Origin of the sequence: Psychrobacter sp. H7-1 (assembly GCF_904846585.1) — a bacterium.
GTDB classification, from domain to species: domain Bacteria; phylum Pseudomonadota; class Gammaproteobacteria; order Pseudomonadales; family Moraxellaceae; genus Psychrobacter; species Psychrobacter raelei.
The window spans coordinates 1-20,315 of the sequence record NZ_CAJHBH010000053.1 but is presented as its reverse complement, the minus strand read 5'-3'; the positions used below and the strand labels follow the sequence as shown (position 1 = coordinate 20,315).

The 20,315-nt window shown below is 42.8% G+C and carries 15 protein-coding genes, 1 tRNA gene, 1 pseudogene and 1 CRISPR repeat array; of the genes and pseudogenes, 4 read left to right on the top strand and 13 right to left on the bottom strand.

Translation table 11 applies throughout. From position 1 onward, the window contains the following. Positions 1–370 precede the first annotated feature (370 nt). The 12 genes from JMX92_RS12115 to JMX92_RS12060 form a co-directional block, all read right to left on the bottom strand. Positions 371–1,492: a Fic family protein gene (locus JMX92_RS12115; protein WP_201545899.1), complete on the bottom strand. Its 1,122-nt coding sequence runs from the start codon at positions 1,490–1,492 to the stop codon at positions 371–373. A gap of 347 nt (positions 1,493–1,839) precedes the next feature. Then, a CRISPR array of direct repeats spans positions 1,840–4,809; the repeat unit is 32 nt; unit sequence GTTTCAATCCACACGCCCGTGATGGACGCGAA. A gap of 268 nt (positions 4,810–5,077) precedes the next feature. Next, entirely contained in the window at positions 5,078–5,368 is a 291-nt protein-coding gene (gene cas2, locus JMX92_RS12110) for a CRISPR-associated endonuclease Cas2 (RefSeq protein WP_201545898.1), read from the bottom strand. Positions 5,369–5,410: 42 nt separating this feature from the next. Beyond that, on the bottom strand, positions 5,411–6,442 hold the full coding sequence (gene cas1c, locus JMX92_RS12105; RefSeq protein WP_201545897.1) for a type I-C CRISPR-associated endonuclease Cas1c: 1,032 nt from the start codon (positions 6,440–6,442) through the stop codon (positions 5,411–5,413). An 85-nt stretch (positions 6,443–6,527) separates the two neighbouring features. Continuing rightward, positions 6,528–7,154, bottom strand: a complete 627-nt coding sequence (gene cas4 / locus JMX92_RS12100; protein ID WP_201545896.1) for a CRISPR-associated protein Cas4 — start codon at positions 7,152–7,154, stop codon at positions 6,528–6,530. 80 nt (positions 7,155–7,234) lie between these two features. After that, positions 7,235–8,131 carry a type I-C CRISPR-associated protein Cas7/Csd2 gene (gene cas7c / locus JMX92_RS12095; RefSeq protein WP_201545895.1) on the bottom strand — a complete coding sequence of 299 codons (897 nt, stop codon included), beginning with the start codon at positions 8,129–8,131 and terminating at the stop codon, positions 7,235–7,237. A gap of 42 nt (positions 8,132–8,173) precedes the next feature. Then, entirely contained in the window at positions 8,174–10,336 is a 2,163-nt protein-coding gene (gene cas8c, locus JMX92_RS12090) for a type I-C CRISPR-associated protein Cas8c/Csd1 (protein WP_201545894.1), read from the bottom strand. Further along, entirely contained in the window at positions 10,333–11,082 is a 750-nt protein-coding gene (cas5c, locus tag JMX92_RS12085) for a type I-C CRISPR-associated protein Cas5c (RefSeq protein WP_201545893.1), read from the bottom strand. Before cas5c ends, cas8c begins: the two co-directional genes overlap by 4 nt. A 63-nt stretch (positions 11,083–11,145) precedes the next feature. Continuing rightward, the gene (gene cas3 / locus JMX92_RS12080) at positions 11,146–13,791 is read right to left on the bottom strand and encodes a CRISPR-associated helicase Cas3' (RefSeq protein ID WP_201545891.1); all 2,646 of its coding nucleotides are present in this window, start codon (positions 13,789–13,791) and stop codon (positions 11,146–11,148) included. Between the two features lie 170 nt (positions 13,792–13,961). Further along, a complete protein-coding gene (locus JMX92_RS12075) occupies positions 13,962–14,282 on the bottom strand; it encodes a hypothetical protein (protein WP_201545889.1) in 321 nt (106 codons plus the stop codon). A 13-nt stretch (positions 14,283–14,295) separates the two neighbouring features. Then, on the bottom strand, positions 14,296–14,586 hold the full coding sequence (locus tag JMX92_RS12070; protein WP_201545887.1) for a hypothetical protein: 291 nt from the start codon (positions 14,584–14,586) through the stop codon (positions 14,296–14,298). Then, positions 14,583–15,785 carry a site-specific integrase gene (locus tag JMX92_RS12065; protein ID WP_201545901.1) on the bottom strand — a complete coding sequence of 401 codons (1,203 nt, stop codon included), beginning with the start codon at positions 15,783–15,785 and terminating at the stop codon, positions 14,583–14,585. Before JMX92_RS12065 ends, JMX92_RS12070 begins: the two co-directional genes overlap by 4 nt. Before the next feature lie 11 nt (positions 15,786–15,796). Next, on the bottom strand, positions 15,797–16,012 hold the full coding sequence (locus JMX92_RS12060; protein WP_011959964.1) for a hypothetical protein: 216 nt from the start codon (positions 16,010–16,012) through the stop codon (positions 15,797–15,799). A 116-nt stretch (positions 16,013–16,128) separates the two neighbouring features. On the opposite strand from JMX92_RS12060, the gene JMX92_RS12055 reads away from it, so the two are divergent. Continuing rightward, positions 16,129–16,374 carry a helix-turn-helix domain-containing protein gene (locus JMX92_RS12055; protein WP_201545885.1) on the top strand — a complete coding sequence of 82 codons (246 nt, stop codon included), beginning with the start codon at positions 16,129–16,131 and terminating at the stop codon, positions 16,372–16,374. Between the two features lie 360 nt (positions 16,375–16,734). Here JMX92_RS12055 and JMX92_RS12050 read toward each other — a convergent pair. Next, positions 16,735–16,811: transfer RNA gene (locus JMX92_RS12050), tRNA-Val, on the bottom strand. Positions 16,812–17,140: 329 nt separating this feature from the next. Here JMX92_RS12050 and JMX92_RS12045 point away from each other — a divergent pair. The 3 genes and pseudogenes from JMX92_RS12045 to JMX92_RS12035 form a co-directional block, all read left to right on the top strand. Next, positions 17,141–18,139, top strand: coding sequence for a diaminopimelate dehydrogenase (locus JMX92_RS12045; protein WP_201545883.1), 999 nt, complete (start codon positions 17,141–17,143; stop codon positions 18,137–18,139). Between the two features lie 391 nt (positions 18,140–18,530). Further along, complete coding sequence (locus JMX92_RS12040; protein WP_011959961.1) at positions 18,531–19,535, top strand: glutamate/aspartate ABC transporter substrate-binding protein; 1,005 nt, start codon at positions 18,531–18,533, stop codon at positions 19,533–19,535. A gap of 136 nt (positions 19,536–19,671) precedes the next feature. Next, positions 19,672–20,190 (top strand): annotated as a pseudogene (locus tag JMX92_RS12035) (amino acid ABC transporter permease); the annotation flags it as partial. Between the last annotated feature and the right edge of the window lie 125 nt (positions 20,191–20,315).

Genomic DNA, 20,315 nt, shown 5'->3' with positions numbered 1-20,315 from the left:
ATACTCATGCCTTGTTGTTCGACACTTTTAATCACTTGAGCTCGAAAGTCTGCTGAATAAGTCATAATCTTTTTACTTTTCATTTATTTTAAAACTACTGTACCACTTTTATAAAGGCTCTACTATAACAATCAAGTTTTGATCCCCAAAACTTTGGAGTTCTTTAATCAGCTCTTTAATTGTCTTAGTTCTATCTTCCCATTGCACTATAATCTATTGTAAGTATGCCTATGACAAACCAAGTTTACTTGTACGGTTTCTTCAGCATAGCTCAGAACTACTCATATTATGTCACTAAATGGGTTGTCTCTATTACCGCTTATTTGTATACTTTATTGCTGCCATAGCAGACTTGAACAATATAGTTTTATCATAAAACCAACTCATAACTCGTACTGCGCCCTGATTCTACAGATTTTTGCATCATATCCTTCTCTATTAAATCATTAATATCTCTTAGTGCCGTGTCTATAGAACACTTAGTCATGGTCGCCCATTTTTTAGTGGTGAGTTTGCCATAAAAATCAGTCAGCAAAATATTTAACATCTTCACTTGCCTATCATTTAAAGCATGCTGTCGATGCGTCTGCCAAAAGCCTGCCTTATTGATAATTTTATCCGTGGTTTCTTGAGCTGTAATGAGGGATTGCTCTAGCGTTTGCAAAAACCACACCAGCCAATCCGTGATATCTTTATCACCTTTTTGCGTACGTTCTAGTATTTTGTAATAGTCGTTGCGCTGTTTAAGAATTTGCGCTGACATACTATAAAAGCGTTGGGCACTGTTATCGCTTTTTGCCAGCATTCGTTCTGTGAGTGCTCGTGTTAGTCGTCCGTTTCCATCATCAAATGGATGCATAGTCACAAACCATAAATGAGCAACACCTGCTTTTATGACCAAATCTATATCGTCTTGCTTATTTGACGAAGTATTAAACCATAATAAAAACTTGTCTAGCTCATCTGGCAACCTATCTGCACTGGGGGCAACAAAATGAACCTGCTCACGACCATACCCACCAGACACTACTTGCATTGGTCCTTTACTATCATCACGGATACTGCCTGCTTGAATACGATAAAGCCCACTATATCCATTTGGAAATAATGCTCGATGCCATCCGAGTAGATCATCTAATAATAACGGTTGTTGATAACGATAGGTGGCACTTAGCATCATCTCTACCACTGCATCGATCTCACGAGTAGTGGTTGGCATACTGGCATTATCCAGCCCTAAGTGCCGCGCAACTGAAGAACGAACCTGCTCATCATTTAGCGTCTCACCTTCTATCTCAGAAGTTTTGATAATCTCTAAGGTCACCGCATCTAATTGTGCCTCAACATTCAGATCGAACCCTAGTGTTAGTAGCTTTCCTAATAAATGGCCTTGTAATATCCGCACACGACTGACGAATGGCAATAGCTTCTTGTCCGACCATTGCCATTCAGTCCAATTTGAGTGCTCATGAATATAAGTAGTATGCTTCATACGTTCCCCAGAGATATGCAGAGATTATAACAGTAATCTCCTTATATTATGCAGAGAATAAGCAGTAGAAACAATACGTAGAAATTCAAAAACGACAATAGCAGACGTAATAAGAATAGATTCTCAACGAACAAACATAGTTTTTTTGTTCTGAGAAGGGCTTGAGTAGAGGTAAAAACACTATAAAAATACAGTGCCCAAATACGAGTTAAATTTTATTACATTATAACTTACATTGTGATTATTCAATTGTATAATATCTACAGGCCATAAAGGTCAATGAATGTAAGATATTATCACAATAAGCATTTTGGTCGAGCGACTTTGACATGGTAGAGGTTACTACAGTTTCAATCCACACGCCCGTGATGGACGCGAATCAAAGCGACGGTAATACCGCCGCTATTAGTAGTGTTTCAATCCACACGCCCGTGATGGACGCGAAGAGTTGCCAGAGCTTGAACGCTTCGAGTTATTAGTTTCAATCCACACGCCCGTGATGGACGCGAAGCTAACGACGGACTACTTACCCTAACACTAGGTGTTTCAATCCACACGCCCGTGATGGACGCGAAGCTTATCTCGTGACGCTCAGATAGCATTTAACTTGTTTCAATCCACACGCCCGTGATGGACGCGAAACTTGCCTTAATCCCGCGCCCTTTGCCATGTATTGTTTCAATCCACACGCCCGTGATGGACGCGAAAAATCGTCTTTATGATCTCGTGCCCACTCTCCGTTTCAATCCACACGCCCGTGATGGACGCGAAGCTATCGCCTCACCTCTTCGTTTAACCAACCAGTGTTTCAATCCACACGCCCGTGATGGACGCGAATATAGCGATTGAAAATACTATTAAAGAGTTGAGTTTCAATCCACACGCCCGTGATGGACGCGAAACACTTCCATAATTGGCGTGCCATGAAGGACTTGTTTCAATCCACACGCCCGTGATGGACGCGAAGAGAGGAAAGGTAATCCTATGAAGATTAAACTAGCGTTTCAATCCACACGCCCGTGATGGACGCGAACATGTCTTCGCCTTCAGCTTTTGGTAGCATTTCAGTTTCAATCCACACGCCCGTGATGGACGCGAAATCCATATCGCAAACTAAGTCGTAAAATCTAACAGTTTCAATCCACACGCCCGTGATGGACGCGAAAAGCCCACTATCAAAGACGGCGCACTTGCATACGTTTCAATCCACACGCCCGTGATGGACGCGAATTCCAAGCATTCTGGCCAATGCGGTTAAACCTTTGTTTCAATCCACACGCCCGTGATGGACGCGAACGGGTTTGAACATTACGCCGTGCCAGTAGATACGTTTCAATCCACACGCCCGTGATGGACGCGAAGGTTTTTTCACATGGAGCAGCACAGCCAGTATGTTTCAATCCACACGCCCGTGATGGACGCGAATATCTTTTGCTTTGTGTTTTGCTTTAAATCAAGTTTCAATCCACACGCCCGTGATGGACGCGAAAAATGCCCTAAAGACTATTACGAGGAGCTTCCGGGTTTCAATCCACACGCCCGTGATGGACGCGAAGGGTCATTACTCAAGATTTGTTGAGTCAATGCCAGTTTCAATCCACACGCCCGTGATGGACGCGAAGTGGCCTTGCTTACCTCATTACCGCTCTGTTTACGTTTCAATCCACACGCCCGTGATGGACGCGAAAGTATAGCTACTAATGATGATTTAGATTGTGATGTTTCAATCCACACGCCCGTGATGGACGCGAACGGCTTAACGTCTGTACCAAAATCAATGGCATTGTTTCAATCCACACGCCCGTGATGGACGCGAACCTCACCAATCGTTAATGGCTTGTCACTGCCTGTTTCAATCCACACGCCCGTGATGGACGCGAATTGTACAGGTTTTCTGAGTAAAGCATTTCTGATATGTTTCAATCCACACGCCCGTGATGGACGCGAATTAGCCCGCCACGCTCGGTAATTAGCTAGAAAGGTTTCAATCCACACGCCCGTGATGGACGCGAATCGGTTGCTATTTGCGCGGCTTCTTCTGCGGTGGTTTCAATCCACACGCCCGTGATGGACGCGAATTTCTTCGTCTATCTGAGTCGCCACCTTTTTTGTTTCAATCCACACGCCCGTGATGGACGCGAATATCTTTTGCTTTGTGTTTTGCCTTAAATCAAGTTTCAATCCACACGCCCGTGATGGACGCGAATTATCAATGTTATGGGTAAACCCCTACCCTTTAGTTTCAATCCACACGCCCGTGATGGACGCGAATGCTGGTGGCTGTACGGCTGGTTGTCGACTATAAGTTTCAATCCACACGCCCGTGATGGACGCGAAGTAAACATCATGACAATCCTAATCAACGCAAAAGTTTCAATCCACACGCCCGTGATGGACGCGAAAAAGCACTTTTATTATCTTAAAAAAGGAGAGGTGTTTCAATCCACACGCCCGTGATGGACGCGAACTTAATAACCGCCTCGCTGTCGCCGATTTGTGGGTTTCAATCCACACGCCCGTGATGGACGCGAAACTCCTTGCTGCGTACGCTGTACCAGTAGACATGTTTCAATCCACACGCCCGTGATGGACGCGAACAAAGATGTTAGAGCTAAAACCACCTCCAGCTCGGTTTCAATCCACACGCCCGTGATGGACGCGAATTGCTCGCAATCAGATAGTCGCTCGCAGACTTGAGTTTCAATCCACACGCCCGTGATGGACGCGAACAAGACGGTGATTTTAGTGATTATGGCGATTTTGTTTCAATCCACACGCCCGTGATGGACGCGAATCAAGCTTATCGAGTATTTAGGTGGCCAAAGCGTTTCAATCCACACGCCCGTGATGGACGCGAATTGATAAGTTCAGTGACAAGCTAGCCGCCAACATAGTTTCAATCCACACGCCCGTGATGGACGCGAACTTCTTGACTAGTATGGATGTCAGCGCGGTAAATGTTTCAATCCACACGCCCGTGATGGACGCGAAAACTTACACTCAATGGCCGTATAGGGCAGACCTAGTTTCAATCCACACGCCCGTGATGGACGCGAACACTAATCTACAAAGCACCAAAGCCAGCAAGACAGTTTCAATCCACACGCCCGTGATGGACGCGAAAGCCAATAAGCACGCTAACGAGTTTTTGGTCAGTTTCAATCCACACGCCCGTGATGGACGCGAAAATAGCGCAATATCTTTTTTAATACTATTCATGGTTTCAATCCACACGCCCGTGATGGACGCGAAGAGGTTCGATTCCTCGTGGGTCTGCCAGTTATGGTTTCAATCCACACGCCCGTGATGGACGCGAAAGCCCCTAGTCTAAGTCGCTAATAAGGTTAAGAAAAAACCTTGGTATTTGCGAACGTCTAAACTGTAGGCGAATTTGGCAAGCATCGCGCTTACCAAAGTTTTATTACAATAAAATAAAGTCATTAAAATCAAGTTGTTAAATAGTGTGGCGAGACTATTGCGAGTCTCCTAGGGATTTTATGTCTGCTATAGGTTCGCATTGATCTTTTTGCAGTCAAATAATAGCTTTTATCGTTTATTAATAGCTTTTGGCGCTGATTATAGCGGCTAAAATAGCAGCACATCGTTTAAGTCTAACACAGGTTTTGCCCCGACGTGTTCTACTTTATTTTGCCAGTTTTTGCCAAGATAATAATAACGTAAACTATCCACATCATGATTAATAATACCCTCAAGCGTTGCCTTCAGTGTCGTCCACTGAGCAGGATTGACCTCGATTTCAAACACCGAATACTGCACCCTCTGCCCATAATTCAAGCAGTGCTTGGCAACGTGACGCAGTCGTTTTGCAAAACTTGCATCCTCTGAGCTAATATCATAGGTAACCAATATCATCATAACGTCAATCCTTAGTTGCTAAAACATATCGATAATGATTCGCTATTTCCATAAAAATGGAATATAAGCGTCAATATCACCCCTGATATGACGTGCCATAATCGTCGCCTGCAAATGCGGCAACAAACCAAATGGCACCGTCTCCTCAAACCAATCATGATAAATAGTCTGCTGCTTGCGGTCGTGCCATGCCTTAAAAAAGGTTTGCCTTGCCTCATCTTTGAGCCAAACCGCGCCGCTTGCTTCTTGCTTAAAATCAGACTTACCCAGCTGCTTTTTATTAATCAAAGATAATACAAAACGGTCAACGATAGGACGAAACTCCTCAACTAAATCAAGAGCTAGCGAAGGTCGCCCTGGGCGCAACTGATGAAACACCCCGCAAGCAGGGTCAAGCCCAACTGTTTCAAGTGCGCTACGGCAATCATGGGTCATCAAGGTATAAGTAAAAGACAGCAGCGCATTCACCGCGTCAGTGGGCGGATTGCGAGTGCGTTTGGGAAAGCTAAAATCAGCATTGCGAATAAAATGTGGAAATACACTAAAATAAGTGCTCGCCATCTCACCCTCACGGCCTAACAAGTCAGGCAAATTTTGAGTCGCTAAAATTTTATTCAGACCATGCTCTAAGCGCTGTTGTGCTGATTCTAATTTATCGATAGTTGCCTCATCCAATTGATTTTTATAATCCCGCAAATAGCGGCGAATCACTTGGCGCTGATTGTGAACCTTGCCTAAGATAATACTATGACAGATGGGTTGTATACGCTCAGAATCATCGCTTATGCGGTATTGTTCACGGCGTAGTAACACGTTGCCACTGACCGCGCCTTCAATACGCGCTTGAAACTTGCCATATTGATTGAGATGAGTGATGGTAATGGCATTATCGGTACAGTGCGCCATCAGTGCTGGTGATATCGACACTTGCCCGAAGCAAACAATCGCGTCCAGCTTATGAATAGGCACTCGACCTTTGACCTCATAGTCGATATTCATCACCACATTTTCACCTTGCTTATTGAGCCACGCGCCTTGAGTTTGAACGAATAAAGTGTTTTTTAACGGGCGCATGATTTTCCTTATAAAGGCTAAAAAGTAGAAAGGTTAAAAAATAGCTAAGTTAGCAGTAAATTAACGCACGCAGAAGCGCTAATCCTTAATCTTCTAAGCTCATATTGATTTGTTTCCTAAGCCAAGCCTTAGCATTTTTATTAAAAATCTTGGGATGACAGATATCTTTAAGCGAGCAGTTACGGCATTTACTGGTGCTGTAGGTCGGCTTTGGCGTTTGACCACTTTCTATAATATGCCGACAATCATTAATAGCGTCCAAAGTAATTTGCCGCAGCTCATCATCAAAATCAACCGCATGACGGCGACGCGTCTTGCCATAAAACAAAGCGCCTTTTGGAACGATACAGCCATGCATATCTTCTAAACATAACGCTTGCGCGCACAATTGCACCTCATCAGCACGATGCGATTTGGGTTTGCCGCGTTTATACTCAATAGGAAATGGCGTTTGCAGCCCGTCCTCATCAGTATGATACTCAACAACATCAGCCACGCCTTCTAGTCCCAATGCCTCGTGACCTAGTCGCAAAGTACGCACGGTCTTTATATCACCGCGCGTCTCATGACCGCCAGAGTTCACTTTTTCATGCATCACTTGCCCTTCAGCGGTGAACAAGTTCTCTTCCCACGCGCACTCAAGCTCTATCAGCGCAAACTGACGTGGGCAGAATAGATAGTGTTGTAAGCGTGATAGATAGAGGGTTTTCATGGTTTTGGCTCTCGATGAATAATAATTTTTGAGCAAACCTTACTTGGTAAAGTTCACTCAAGTGTTAAAGTTTAAATAACCTAAAACCCTTCAATAATCTCAGGCTCTAGCCCCTCTAACGCTGACTTTAACGCGTCTTCATCAAATGCGCCTGTATCATCAAGCAGCTCTTTTAAGCTACGATGAACCTTAGCAGATGAATACTGACCTGACTTGCTGTTATGTTCCCACCAAATCACTTTTTTAACTTGCATGCTGCCCTCAGGACGAGCTGATGACGCGTCGCCTTCAAACAGCTTGGGTAAAATCTCTTTTATCTTTTCAGCGTCAGTATCACTAAAGCCAGTACGTTCTGCCAATTGCGGGGTAATCGCCCCATAAGTCACATAAACGCCTTCATCAACGCGGTGCTTCATTCCCATGGTATCGCTACCCTTTTTGGTGCCGTCACCCTCACCGCTGACACTTTTGGTGATTTGAGTGCTGGTAATATCGACAGGTTGCAAGCTAAATGCCGATTGAATAGTAACAGGACCTCGAATAGGAATAGAGACGCCATCCACGCCTTTAGTATCCGCTTTGAAGGCAAAAACTTGACCAAACGCACGCACATCAAGCCATTTGTCGCAAGCTTTTTGCGCCGTTTCATCACGTTTGGCTTCGATATTCTCTTTTTTATTGGCTTCAAAGGCGTTTTTACCCAAGCCGACTTCTTCATCATAAGCACGGTTTTTTAGACTGGTCATACCGTCAGTTTTTTTCTCATCCGACTGGACAAAGATGTTCTCGTCAGACTCTTGCAAACGGTCACGGATTTTACGCTTTAAGCAAACATCGGTGATTTCACCGTTACCCGCAAAGTCGGTACGCGGACGGTTTCCGTTTAGCGGATCACCGTTCGGATTGGCATTGTTCACTCCGATGATGAGGGCAAAATCAATTTTATTGCTGATAGGGTTTTGAGTAGAGGCGGTCATGACTTATCCTTTTATTAAGTTTTGAATTTTATAAAGTCTAGATTAAGCAGTTTCGTCAGTATTTTCTGAATGCTTTTTATCTTCACGAGTCTTCTTTGCCTGCTGTTTATCCAGTCTTATTTGCATCTTTTGACTATGATAACCAAGCAAAAACTCACCTGATAAGGCGGAATCATCGCTAAAATCCGTAACATCAAAACCGTTCATGATTTGGTCTAGCAAGTCCTGCATATTGGATAGATAACCTGCACGGTTTGATTTTAAACGGTTCTCATAAGGTTTGAGCGCCAGCTCAATATTGCGCCAGGTGGTAAAGGGGCGGTTGGCAAACTGCTGCATATAGCGCTGAGCAGTCGTGCTACGTTTCTCATCTGCGATGTATAGCGCTAAGCTTTCAATGTCTTCGGCAACTGCCAGCAAGCGACCATATAAATAATCTCGGCTGTTATAGTCTGTTTGTAATGCCACGGTATAGCTCCTTTTTTTATGGTCTGATTGACGCAAATGATATCCACGGTATAAAGCACAGGCGACGCCTAACGCTTGCTCCCACTCTCCATCCCAGTTTTTTAATGCCAACGGATTACAGGCACGCTTAATACATAAATCTACCAGTTGCCAAGGGAATCGCCTTGCTTTTCCCTCAACGATACATGGCAGTACTTGTGAGACCACTTGCTTTTTAAGGGCATCTGACAGACGAGAGCCGTAAGCAACCTCTGCTATCAACCTAGGTATTGGCGCTTTAATGGTCAGCTTACGCTCATTGGTTTCGCTATCTTTATAAGTGGCATACCAAGAAAACTGCTGATACCAGCACGCTAAAGCATCAATATAATCATCTGGCATAGTTTCATGATAATAGGTAACCGCCATACGCCCAGGGGTGGCGGCATCTAAAGTGATAATTGAGATTTGGTCATGGGCATCAAGCTGTTGACGATAGCCTTGCATGGTATTATTCAGGTGCGTGGCAAAGGTCTGACCTATATTATTACTATGGTTGAGGTTATTGGATGCCTTTTCCTTTAAGGTAGTTTCATCTATCTCGCTATATTCCGATTCATCGTTTGTTTTATCAAAATCGTCATCATCAGACATGGCAAAAGGATTAATTGCCTCTTCCTCTAAGTTGACTGATTCAACGTTTTCTTCAACATCAAGAGGTTCATCTTCATCAATCTCTTGGGTAGGCTGCGGGGTTTCGTCACCAGAGATTGCCCAAGCGACGACGGCTTGACCAGCCTCTTCGCGCCCTTGACGAGACAATAACCATGATAGCGCAGCGTGAGCTTTTTCAGTGACGACCGCACTAATATTTGCCCCTTGTAAGCCATGCGCTTTAATAGATTTTTCATCGTCGGTAAAGCGTCCTAGGAAAGTAAAACTCGATAAATCATTGGCTGATATAAGCTTGGCATTGGTGGCACTACGCAGAATGCGATTGGGATGTTTGCTTGCTAGCGGACTGTCTTTACCTGTGATATAACAAAAACCATCGGTGCTATCGAGAGTGGCATAAAACTGCTGCCATGAGGCAAACAAACTCTCATCTCGCCATGTTTCAGGCACACCATGCTCAGCTTGTTTACCCAGTTCTGTAGCAGTGACGCGCCAAGCGATAAACGCTGCTCCTTGATCAAAGACTCCTTTATTTTTATTTAACGATGACAAAACACTATCAGGATAATCACTGGCTTGTTCAGGGTAGGCAAGTTTGCTGCTATCATCAGGGTCAGCAATCAAAACATTTGCGTATAATAAATCTTTGACTAGCGTGCCTTTTTGCACATAATTAAGGACAGCTTGCGCTTTTGGATGGGCATGTTCTGAATGACACCAAGCGCTTAACAACTCCAAATAAGGTTGATGAAAGTCTCTTTTTGGATTAACTGCGTATCCATCAAAGTAGTCTCCAGCTAGATACTGAACTTTGTCAGATAGTGGATGAGGTGGAGGTATTTGTCCTGAACGTGTCGCAGAATCATTGGTCGCTGGAATAACTAAGTAGCTTGATTTAACCTTACCGTTGCCATCTCGGCATACCTCAGCATTCACAAAGTCGCCTTTATCGTTGATAGTAACGATAATTTGTACGTTTTGATTGACATGATAATAAGGCATTAAGCTGCTTTCTTGCACTTGAATCTCTTCGTTCTGGCTCGCCAGCTCATAAGTTTGATATAGTCGTTGCAACCAGCTCATAGCGACTCCTCCGTACTGGTGACAGACTCAATATTCTCATCAAGCGTAAAAGTCTTAGCATTCATGGCGCGGACAAATCGATTGGGCATACCGTTACTTCTGTCGGCTTGCAAGTCATCAGTGGGCTTGGGAAACTCTATAACCCCAAAACGCATCACAGCGTGCCAAAAGCGGCTGTGCAGCTCATCTGTGCCTGTTTCGTCAGGATAGGCAAAGCTATGAAACATCAGCCCGTAGCCTAACTCATCAGTATGGTCGTAAGCGCCTTTACCACTACCAAATGCGCAGGGTTCGACATAACCCTGACATTCTCTGGCACCTAAAAATATATCTTGCCGACCGCCTTTATCGACCATACGCTTGGCAATACTATAATGCTTGCCATCTATGCGGTCAGCCTCAAGCTCAGGACGGTGCATGTTCCATTCAAAGTGCGCTTGTACTTGATAAGCTACGTCATGAAGATAAGTGTAATAAGCCAGATCATTACCGTCTTTATGATATCTAATCGGCTTCATGCCTTTGGTTTGCGTACGAATCGGGTTTATCACCCGTACTTTATCGATATACCAGATGATACTAGGCTTCCAGTAGATACTTTTACAGACGCCTTTTAACGCTTCATAAGTAGGCAAATGATAGCTGGTCTTCTCGCCGCCAATACGGGTAATGGGGTCAGTGAATAAAGCGTTTCGTCCTGTAAGGAGAAATTCGATTGAGTTTTTAGGCTTTATATTTTGCGACATTTGATATCCTTTTATGACTTAAAACAATTTTGGCTAATCCGACTCTAGAACATCTACCTCGTTTTAAAATCCTTCTATAAAACCAAGCTTGCTATCCCCTACTGTATTCAACCCCATATGCTCATCGTAGAACTTCTCCGACAAGGTAAAGATGCCAGTATCTCTGACCTGCTCTATAGCGTGCTCTTGCTGCAACTTATCAAACATATACGGGAAAACGTTGACACTATATTGCTGCACTTTTTGTACCAGTTTATAAAAGTCTTTATCATTGAATTGTGTGCCATACAGCGCGGTAATCAACATGCGGCCTTCATCACCATAAGGTACGATAACGGCTTTAGTCGGGGCATCAATAGCCTTAAAGGCACGTCCTGCATCCATAAAGGATTGCCACAACTTCGGGAACTGACCATTTTTAAGTCTGCTGGCGTTATCATTATCGACCGCAGGATTGAGGCTATTATTGCTTGTCCAACCAAATATAGTGTCACTGCCAAAAGACTTGCCATCCGTCTGCTTAACGGGATAAGCCATTTGCTGCTTAGCGAAATCTGTTATATAAAACACTCTAAAAAAGTCAGTCATAATATTGGGGTCAAGTAGATGTTTATCTCGATTTTCAGCTTGAGACAGCAGCGGTAAAATGTGATTCTCCATCTGCTCTTTACCTAGTTTAATGGTAGGCAGCTTACTGAGGCTTTCCTTATCTGGTTTTACGATAAAAACCTGCCCTTTGGTAGGATTGCCATTCTCATCCCTCATTTCACCATGACGATTGCAACGTCCTGATGCTTGCGCGATACTATCTAGCCCTGCCAAGAACCGAATCACTGATGCAAACGACACATCAACACCCGCTTCGATAAGCTGGGTTGAGATGACCAAAGTCGGCAAACCTTGTTTTAGACGTGCTCTAATTTGTGCAAGTAAGTCTTTACGATGAAGCGCACACTGCCCTGTGCTCAAATGATATAGTTCATCTTCAGGCAGACTCTCTGCTAAGCTCTGATAGAGCTGGCTTGCCCAAATCTTGGTATTTACAATCACTAAGGTGCTGGCATACTTATCAAAATTTTCGCTGATGTAATCAGTTAGACTATCTAAATCTTTAGGCTTTTCAGTATGGTCGTGAATCTCTACTCGCTTTAGCGTATCGAACAATTCTGTCAGCTGGTCACGATTACCGACAATTTCTGTCGCTGGATTAAGGCTACCGTTGTGCTCAATGGGCAAACTATTCAAAACAGGCTGTGTTGCGGTACATAGCACCGCTGTAGAATTAGCATGACTGGTCAGAAAGTTAATGGCGTTACAGAATAAATAGTAGCAATTAATAGGTAGGGTTTGAATTTCATCAAATATCAGTACCGCACGGCTCAACTGATGCAGACGTCTGACGCCTTTGGTACCGCCGCCAAAGCAGCTTTCTAAAAACTGCACCATCGTAGTAAATACAATAGGCGCATTCCAGTTGTCCATGATGAGTTTGCTTTGCCATGTCTGTAAATCAGGCTCTAAATTAGAGTGTTGCTCTAATACCCAATCTCCCACGTAACTGCCATCAGCTAGCTTTTCCTCTAAGATATCTCGTACTTCTTGAGCATTTTGCTCAATAATACTGGTGAAAGGTATGATATAGATGATGCGGTCAAGATTATGACGTTTGGCGTGTTGCACAGCAAAGCGCAGGCTAGCAAGCGTTTTTCCGCCGCCTGTCGGTACGGTTAAGGTATAAATACCTTGTGCTTTTTGCCCGGTCTCATAGCAGGTACTAGCAATAAGGTTACGCTGATGATTGATAGGATTAGGCGGACTATTCTTGGCTTTATTGGCAAAACCGTCGTATAGCGCTTCGACTTTATCTATAGCAGTTTGCCAGTCGGGACGAGAATAATTTAAGAGGTGAGCTTGACTTGGATATTCAAAAGCAATGCTATTGCTGCGGTCAGCATCTATAAGGCAGCTAAACAGCATCCGTGCGTAAAAGCCGATATAAAAGTCTTTTTGTTTATCCGTTGAGGATTTATCAACTAATAGACTAGCAATGATATTAGTGAACTCTTTAAGCGTTGCGCTTTTGACCTTTTTATCTAAATGAGAAAATACATCGTTGTTTGTGGCATTGGTTAAAGACTCTTGATAATGAGATTTATCTTCTTCTTTTTGCTTGCGATTTTGCAGGTAGCGATTTCCTTCTTTATCGACAACATTCACCATACCGCTATGATGCGATGCCACACAGATGAATAAAATATCAGCGAGTAGCTGTCCTTGACCTATTTTAGTTTTTTCCCGTGTAATTTTATCGATTCGACTTGTTGATATGTTCTCAAATTGTTCATATAGGTATATCGCGCCAGCGGTAGAATGGTCAACAGAACCCCGCTTAGGCTTACCTTTGAGCAGTATTTCAGCTTCTTCGTCTTCATCTAGGTCTAAATCTTTGTAATTATCATAGGTGATGCTGTCTCTAATATAGGTCTGAAACGCTTGACTGTATTTACCTAAATCATGCACCAGACCAATCAGCTCACCTGATAATGGCAAACCAATTTTAGTTGCTAGGTTTTTGGCTATCTCTGCTGTACCTGTTAAGTGATCATAGAGTAATTGCTCGCTACCGTCGCTCTTGCGTACATGAGCAATGTATTCTTTATCAATAGTGTTCAATTGTCTCTCTTGGATACTCAGATTTTCCATCGCCATAAATATCCCAAACAATAGTTTTTTAAACAGTTGGAATAACAATAGCCTAATATCCACAACCTGACAATACAGAAATGAAAAAGTTACGACACCAGATGTCGTCTATAGCTTAGCAGAAAACAAAAAACCAGACAGCCTAGGCCATCTGGTTATCAAGTAATATCAAATATCTATCTACCAACAGTAAGCTGTCCCCCAGAAAAGCTGATGCATCCATCACAAAACCAAGATTTTTGTTGTCTTGCATGGGGGATATCTGCTGGCACATCGAGGTGATAAGGACGACCGCAATACTCGCAATGTATATCATCTAAATAAACCTGACATTTTGCAAGCGTAGCAAACAACTCATCAGACCTTATATTGTAATCGTAGCAAAGTATTTTTAGGTGAGCGATATAGTCATTGGGTGATACATACGACCAATACTGATGGCACAAACGCTTCGCTTCATCATCTAGGTTTGAGTCGAACACAAAATTTACACTCATGATATTCTCCTCGTTAGTAGCCATATCCAGATGGTGGTAGTAGCTCGTAAAGCTCACTTTGTAGCTGACTACACATATCTTCAACCACATATCCAAGACTCGCATCCAAGCGCTTCTGTACCCATATACGCATTGCCATATGGTTATCAAAGCAAGGCTTGATTCCTAAAAAGCATGCTAGATTATAACCAGGTTGAATACATAAATCATAAATCAACATATTGGCGATAGTATTGGCATCATCACTGACATAACCATTAGGCTTAAACTCGGCAAATAGCTTGTCATAATCAATAACTTTCATTTTGACGTCTCCTTGCCAGTAGATACTTGAGCCATCTGGCTTCGACTTACGAGTGCCTCAAAAGCACTACCATCCTGGCGTGTCATATTTGGTACATAGCGACTATAAGTATTAAACAGCATCTTAGTTGTTGAGTGCCCCATTTGACTGGCTATCCACTCTGGACTCTCACCTGCCGCCAACCACAAAGTCGCTGCAGTATGGCGTGTTTGATAGGCGTTGCGCTTCTTCAATCCTAATACTTTAAGTGTGGGATGCCAAATACGCTTATTCACATTGTTATAATCCAATGGCTCACCCGTATGTGAGCAAAACACATAATCCGAACGCCTATAGGAGATTTCTTGCTGCTCTTTCAGAGCCTCATAGACCCATGGAGACATTTGAATGGCTCGATAAGACTCCTGTGTTTTAGGAGGGACAATCTTGCCTTTGACTAACGCCTGCTTAATGACAATCTCACGGCGATTGAAATCAACGTTGTCCCATGTCAGTCCATCAATCTCACTCGTACGCATACCTGTAAAAAAGCGCACAAGATAATAATTACGATAGTCAGCTCTTACACCATTGATGAACTTCCAGACTTCCTCCAGTGTAAATGGCTGGATATCAGTCTTAGGCTCTTTAAGAGACTTAATGTCATCATAAGGATTATCAAACTTATAGCGTTTAGCGGCTTCTTTTAGTATCATACCTGCAGGTACCATTATCGAATTGATGCGTGCCGCTGACAGATGTTTGTTAGCTTTTCCGTACGTTACTTTGGCGAGCGATGAACGGAAGGCTAATACATCTGTCTTTTTTATGACATGAATGGGCTTAGTGCCAAACTCAGGAATCAAATACATGTCAATAATCTCCAGTATTTTGCGCTTGTAAGTATCGCGCCACTCAATTTCCTTTTCGGAAAACCACAGTGTTGCGAACTGCTTGAAGGAAGGAACGTTGGTATTAATGCATTCCTTACGATCGTTCAAAGCCACCATTTCTGCAGCCTTATCACTTTTCGGAAAGTATTTAGCATAATTAAAAATACCTAACCTAATTTCGGCTTCCATATTCAAAATAATACTTTCAAGCTTTTTACGATTTGCCGGAGTATCTATCAGGTTTGTCGTCTCCCGACAGCGTTTGCCCATATAATAAAAATCAACAAATAGCATGTTGCTACCTTTACGTGCTCTAATGCTAGCCATCATATTTCTCCTTATTGCAGTGCCATGGCGTTAATGCTACCGGTGATACCAGTGCGCATGTCTTTTTCAATTTCTTCCCAAACGTATAAAATCTTGCGACCACCAAAAGGACGTATGTAATGAATGCCCTCAATAAGTACGCTATCTTTAAGCTCATTACGGATCGTGCGCGGATTATATTTGATACGCTCAGAAAGCTCTTGGGTTGTCAGGTAAGTGTGTGACATAATACATTCCTTATATAAAGTTTAATTATAATGGTACTTTTGAATACCATGGTTGTAATTTAACATATTTTTATAACTATGCAAGTACTTTTTACAACTAAGATTGGAGTTTCGATGTGATAGTTAATCATTTACCGACTTTGTTAGCCGAAAGAAGACTAAAGGTAGCAGATGCCGTACGCGCGACAGGAATCAGCAAAACGACGTTACATAAAATATATAACGACCAATCATCAAGAATTGATTTTGATACCATTGATAAGCTGTGTGAGTTCTTAGAAGTTGAGGTTGGAGATATCTTTGAATATGTTGCTAGTGCCGATATGGAGAATGCACAAACGCTAGAACCTAAGAAAAGTTAGCAATAAGCTCGAGCTGTATAGTTAACTGCAGATTTAGATACGCTTTGGCATATGTGTTAGACATTAAAAAGCCCAAATCACGTGATGATTTGGGCTTTCGCTAATATGGGCTTTTGAAGCATGTAAACTGCAAACATTGATAGTATTTAAGGTTGAGGTCAAAAAGCTCCATTATTTAACGAGCCAAAAATACGTTAGGCACGCCTTGGGCACATTTTAGGCACACAGGATTTTTAATAGAGTTTACTTGCGAATAGAAAAACAGAGTTTTTAACTAATGTATAATTTCGATTTGCGCTACAGCCTTTATATTACAAGCATAAAAAAAGCCCCAATCATAAAGATTGGGGCTTTCGAATCTGGTAGGCGTAACTAGATTCGAACTAGCGACCTCTACCATGTCAAGGTAGCGCTCTAACCAACTGAGCTATACGCCTATTTAGGTGGTGTATTTTAGCAAGTTTTTTAGCTTTTGCAAGCCTTTATTTCTACAATAATTAAATTGATGACATAACTCACCTATTATACTTTTAGCTTATCGTTTGCGCCGCTTAATTTTTTTATAGCTATATTAAAATCACCCCTTATTTTATAGCGATATATATACTAGATATTATTTCTTCGACACCCGTTATTACTGATAACTTAGGCTATATTGATTAAAAACATCAAAATTAAAGCTGCCTCTCTGATTGACCCAATCAACTCCCGCCTCTGCTATAATAAAATTGTTTTAAATCCACAAGATATTGTAAGGCTCATTATAATGACTCAACCAATAATCAGAGTTGCCATCGCCGGTTATGGTAACCTTGGCAGCGGTGCCCAAGCCGCGATTAATCAAAACCCCGATATGACGTTGGTGGGTATCTTTAGTCGTCGTGATCCCGCTTCGGTCACCCTAATTGATAATAGTGTCCCTGTATATGCTATGGATGATATTGCACAATATAAAGATGAAATAGACGTGCTCATTTTATGTGGCGGTTCTAAGTCAGATTTACCTGAGCAAGGGCCAAAGCTGGCCGCTTTATTTAACATCGTCGATAGCTTTGATACGCATGCTAAAATTCCTGAGTATTTTGAATCGTTAGATGCCCCTGCTAAGCAAGCTGGCAAGATAGCCCTACTTTCTGTGGGCTGGGATCCTGGATTGTTTTCTATCAACCGCTTATACGGTGAAGCCATTTTACCAGTTGGAGAAACTTATACCTTCTGGGGCAAAGGGCTAAGCCAAGGACATTCAGATGCCGTACGCCGTGTGGCAGGTGTTAAGTCAGGTGTACAATATACCCTGCCCTCAGAGTCTGCTATGGCCAAAGTACGCAGTGGTGAGCAGCCGATCCTCAGTACTCGGGAGAAGCACACCCGAGAATGCTATGTGGTGTTAGAAGCAGGCGCTGATGAAGATACGGTCCGCACTGCCATTGTGAACATGCCTGATTACTTTGCGGACTACGACACCACAGTGCATTTTATTGACCAACAAACTTTTGAGCGTGACCACGGCAAGATGCCCCATGGTGGTTTTGTTATGCGCAGTGGCTCTAGCGGCACCCAAACTGATACCAATCACCAGGCCCTAGAGTTCTCGTTAAAGCTTGAGAGTAACCCGCAGTTCACCGCCAGCGTCCTTGTGGCCTATGCACGTGCTGCTTATAAAATGAACAAAGCAGGTGAAACAGGTGCCAAGACCGTCTTTGATGTGGCACCAGGTTTGCTATCACCCAAGACACCAGCTCAACTGCGTAAAGAGCTGCTTTAAGTACGCTTAAACCGATAAATCCCCAAACAAAAAAACGCACTGAGCCTTGATAGCTTGGTGCGTTTTTTATTATGCGTTATCTCAAGCGGCTTGTTCGTTATATTTTTTGAATTGTAGAGCATTAGCCATTGTTTAATATAGATAAAATTATTTTTCTAAAAATACTTTCCCAACTGTGATACTTTTATATTACTATGTTAATTAAGTATTAAAGGTGTTTCAACAAACTATTGGTAATTTTGGCCAGCCTATTTACCAACGCATTGATGTTTTAAGGCTGCAATATAAGTAGGGATACAAGAGCTGGGCACTAACCATTTGAATGTACTTCAAAAAATACGTTAGTTATGTCAATAGTTGCTCTCATTCACATTAAATAAAGGAACATATTATGCATTACAAAGTCAAAACGCTGACACTTGCTACTCTTTTGGCCTTTGGTCTTACAGGGTGCAATAATAATCAGTCCGCCAATACCGATGCCCCAGCCACAGCAGAAGGCACCAGCACCACTGAAGCTACCCCCTCAACAGATGCTGCTAATGCGGATGCTTCAGCCACTTTAAATAAAATTAAAGACTCAGGGACCATCGTAGTGGGTTTTCGTGACTCCTCTATTCCTTTTTCTTACATCGCCGATGATCCCAATCAGCCATTAGGCTATGCCCATGATTTAGAAATGAAGGTTGTGGATGCGGTCAAAGACAAACTCAACATGCCAGATCTTAAAATTCGCTACAACCTCATCACCTCTCAAACTCGTATTCCTTTGGTCCAAAACGGCACCATCGATTTTGAATGTGGCTCAACCACCAATAATGAAGAGCGCCAAAAGCAAGTTGCCTTCTCAAATGGCTTTTTTGAAATTGGCACACGTTTATTGACCAAAAAAGACTCAGGTATCAATGATTTTGAGGATTTAAAGGGTCGTACTTTGGTGACTACGGCAGGGACAACCTCTGAGCGCTATATTCGTCAATATAATGATGAGAAAAAACTCGGCGCTAAGATCATCTCAGCGAAAGACCATGGCGAAGCTTTCTTAATGTTAGAAAAAGGCCGTGCCGATGCCTTTATGATGGATGATGTGCTTCTAGCAGGTGAAAAAGCTAAGTCTGCTCATCCAGAAGAGTGGCAAATCGTTGGTACCCCGCAGTCGTTTGAAATCTATGGCTGTATGATGCGCAAAGATGACCCACAGTTCAAAGCGATTGTGGATGAGGCGTTAAAAAATGTTTATGCGTCAGGTGAGATTAATGATATTTATAACAAATGGTTCATGAATCCTATTCCACCTAAGAACGTAAATATGAACTTTGAGATGTCAGACAATCTTAAAGCACTTATTGCCAATCCCCATGATGGTGCACAGCCTATGGCGGCTCCTGCCCAATAAGCCACAACTCATATTGTCGCTTTGAATATTAGCTAAACTGTGCCCATACTTTTCATTCTTTGGCAAGGTATGGGCATGTTGCTTTTTTAATAGGCCATTTAGGGATATAAGTGGTGCTAAGAATAAGGGAATACAGATGAATTACAGTTGGAATTGGGGGGTACTTTTTGAGTCAACCGGCATTGGTGATGGTATCTATTTGTATTGGATATTATCAGGGCTCGGCTGGCTACTGCTTATTGGTACCATTGCTTGGATACTGGCATTGGGTATTGGTACAGTCTTGGGGATTATGCACACGCTACCCAGCAAAACAGCGCGTACGATTGGCACCATGTATGTGACCTTTTTTCGTAATATCCCTTTATTGGTACAACTGTTCTTTTGGTTCTATGTCGCCCCAGGCTGGCTAACGCCTGTCCTGCAAGAGTGGTGGTATAAAGGCCTGTCTCCTAATATGTCAGCCATGATTTCTGCCAGTATTGGGCTTGGCCTATTTACTGCCGCGCGTATTACCGAGCAGGTTAGAACCGGTATTCAGTCCTTACCTGAGGGCCAACACAATGCCGCCTATGCTTTGGGCTTTAGCACCGCTCAGGCTTATCGGCAAGTGTTGTTGCCACAAGCATTTAGAGTCATCCTACCCCCATTAAGCATAGGTATCTACACAATTTATCAGTGAGCATAAATTTGATAAAATAGCGCAGTATGGTATAGAGAAAATGACCCTAGATACGAGACTTATTAAACGTTATCAGCAACTCGTACGCAATCACACTC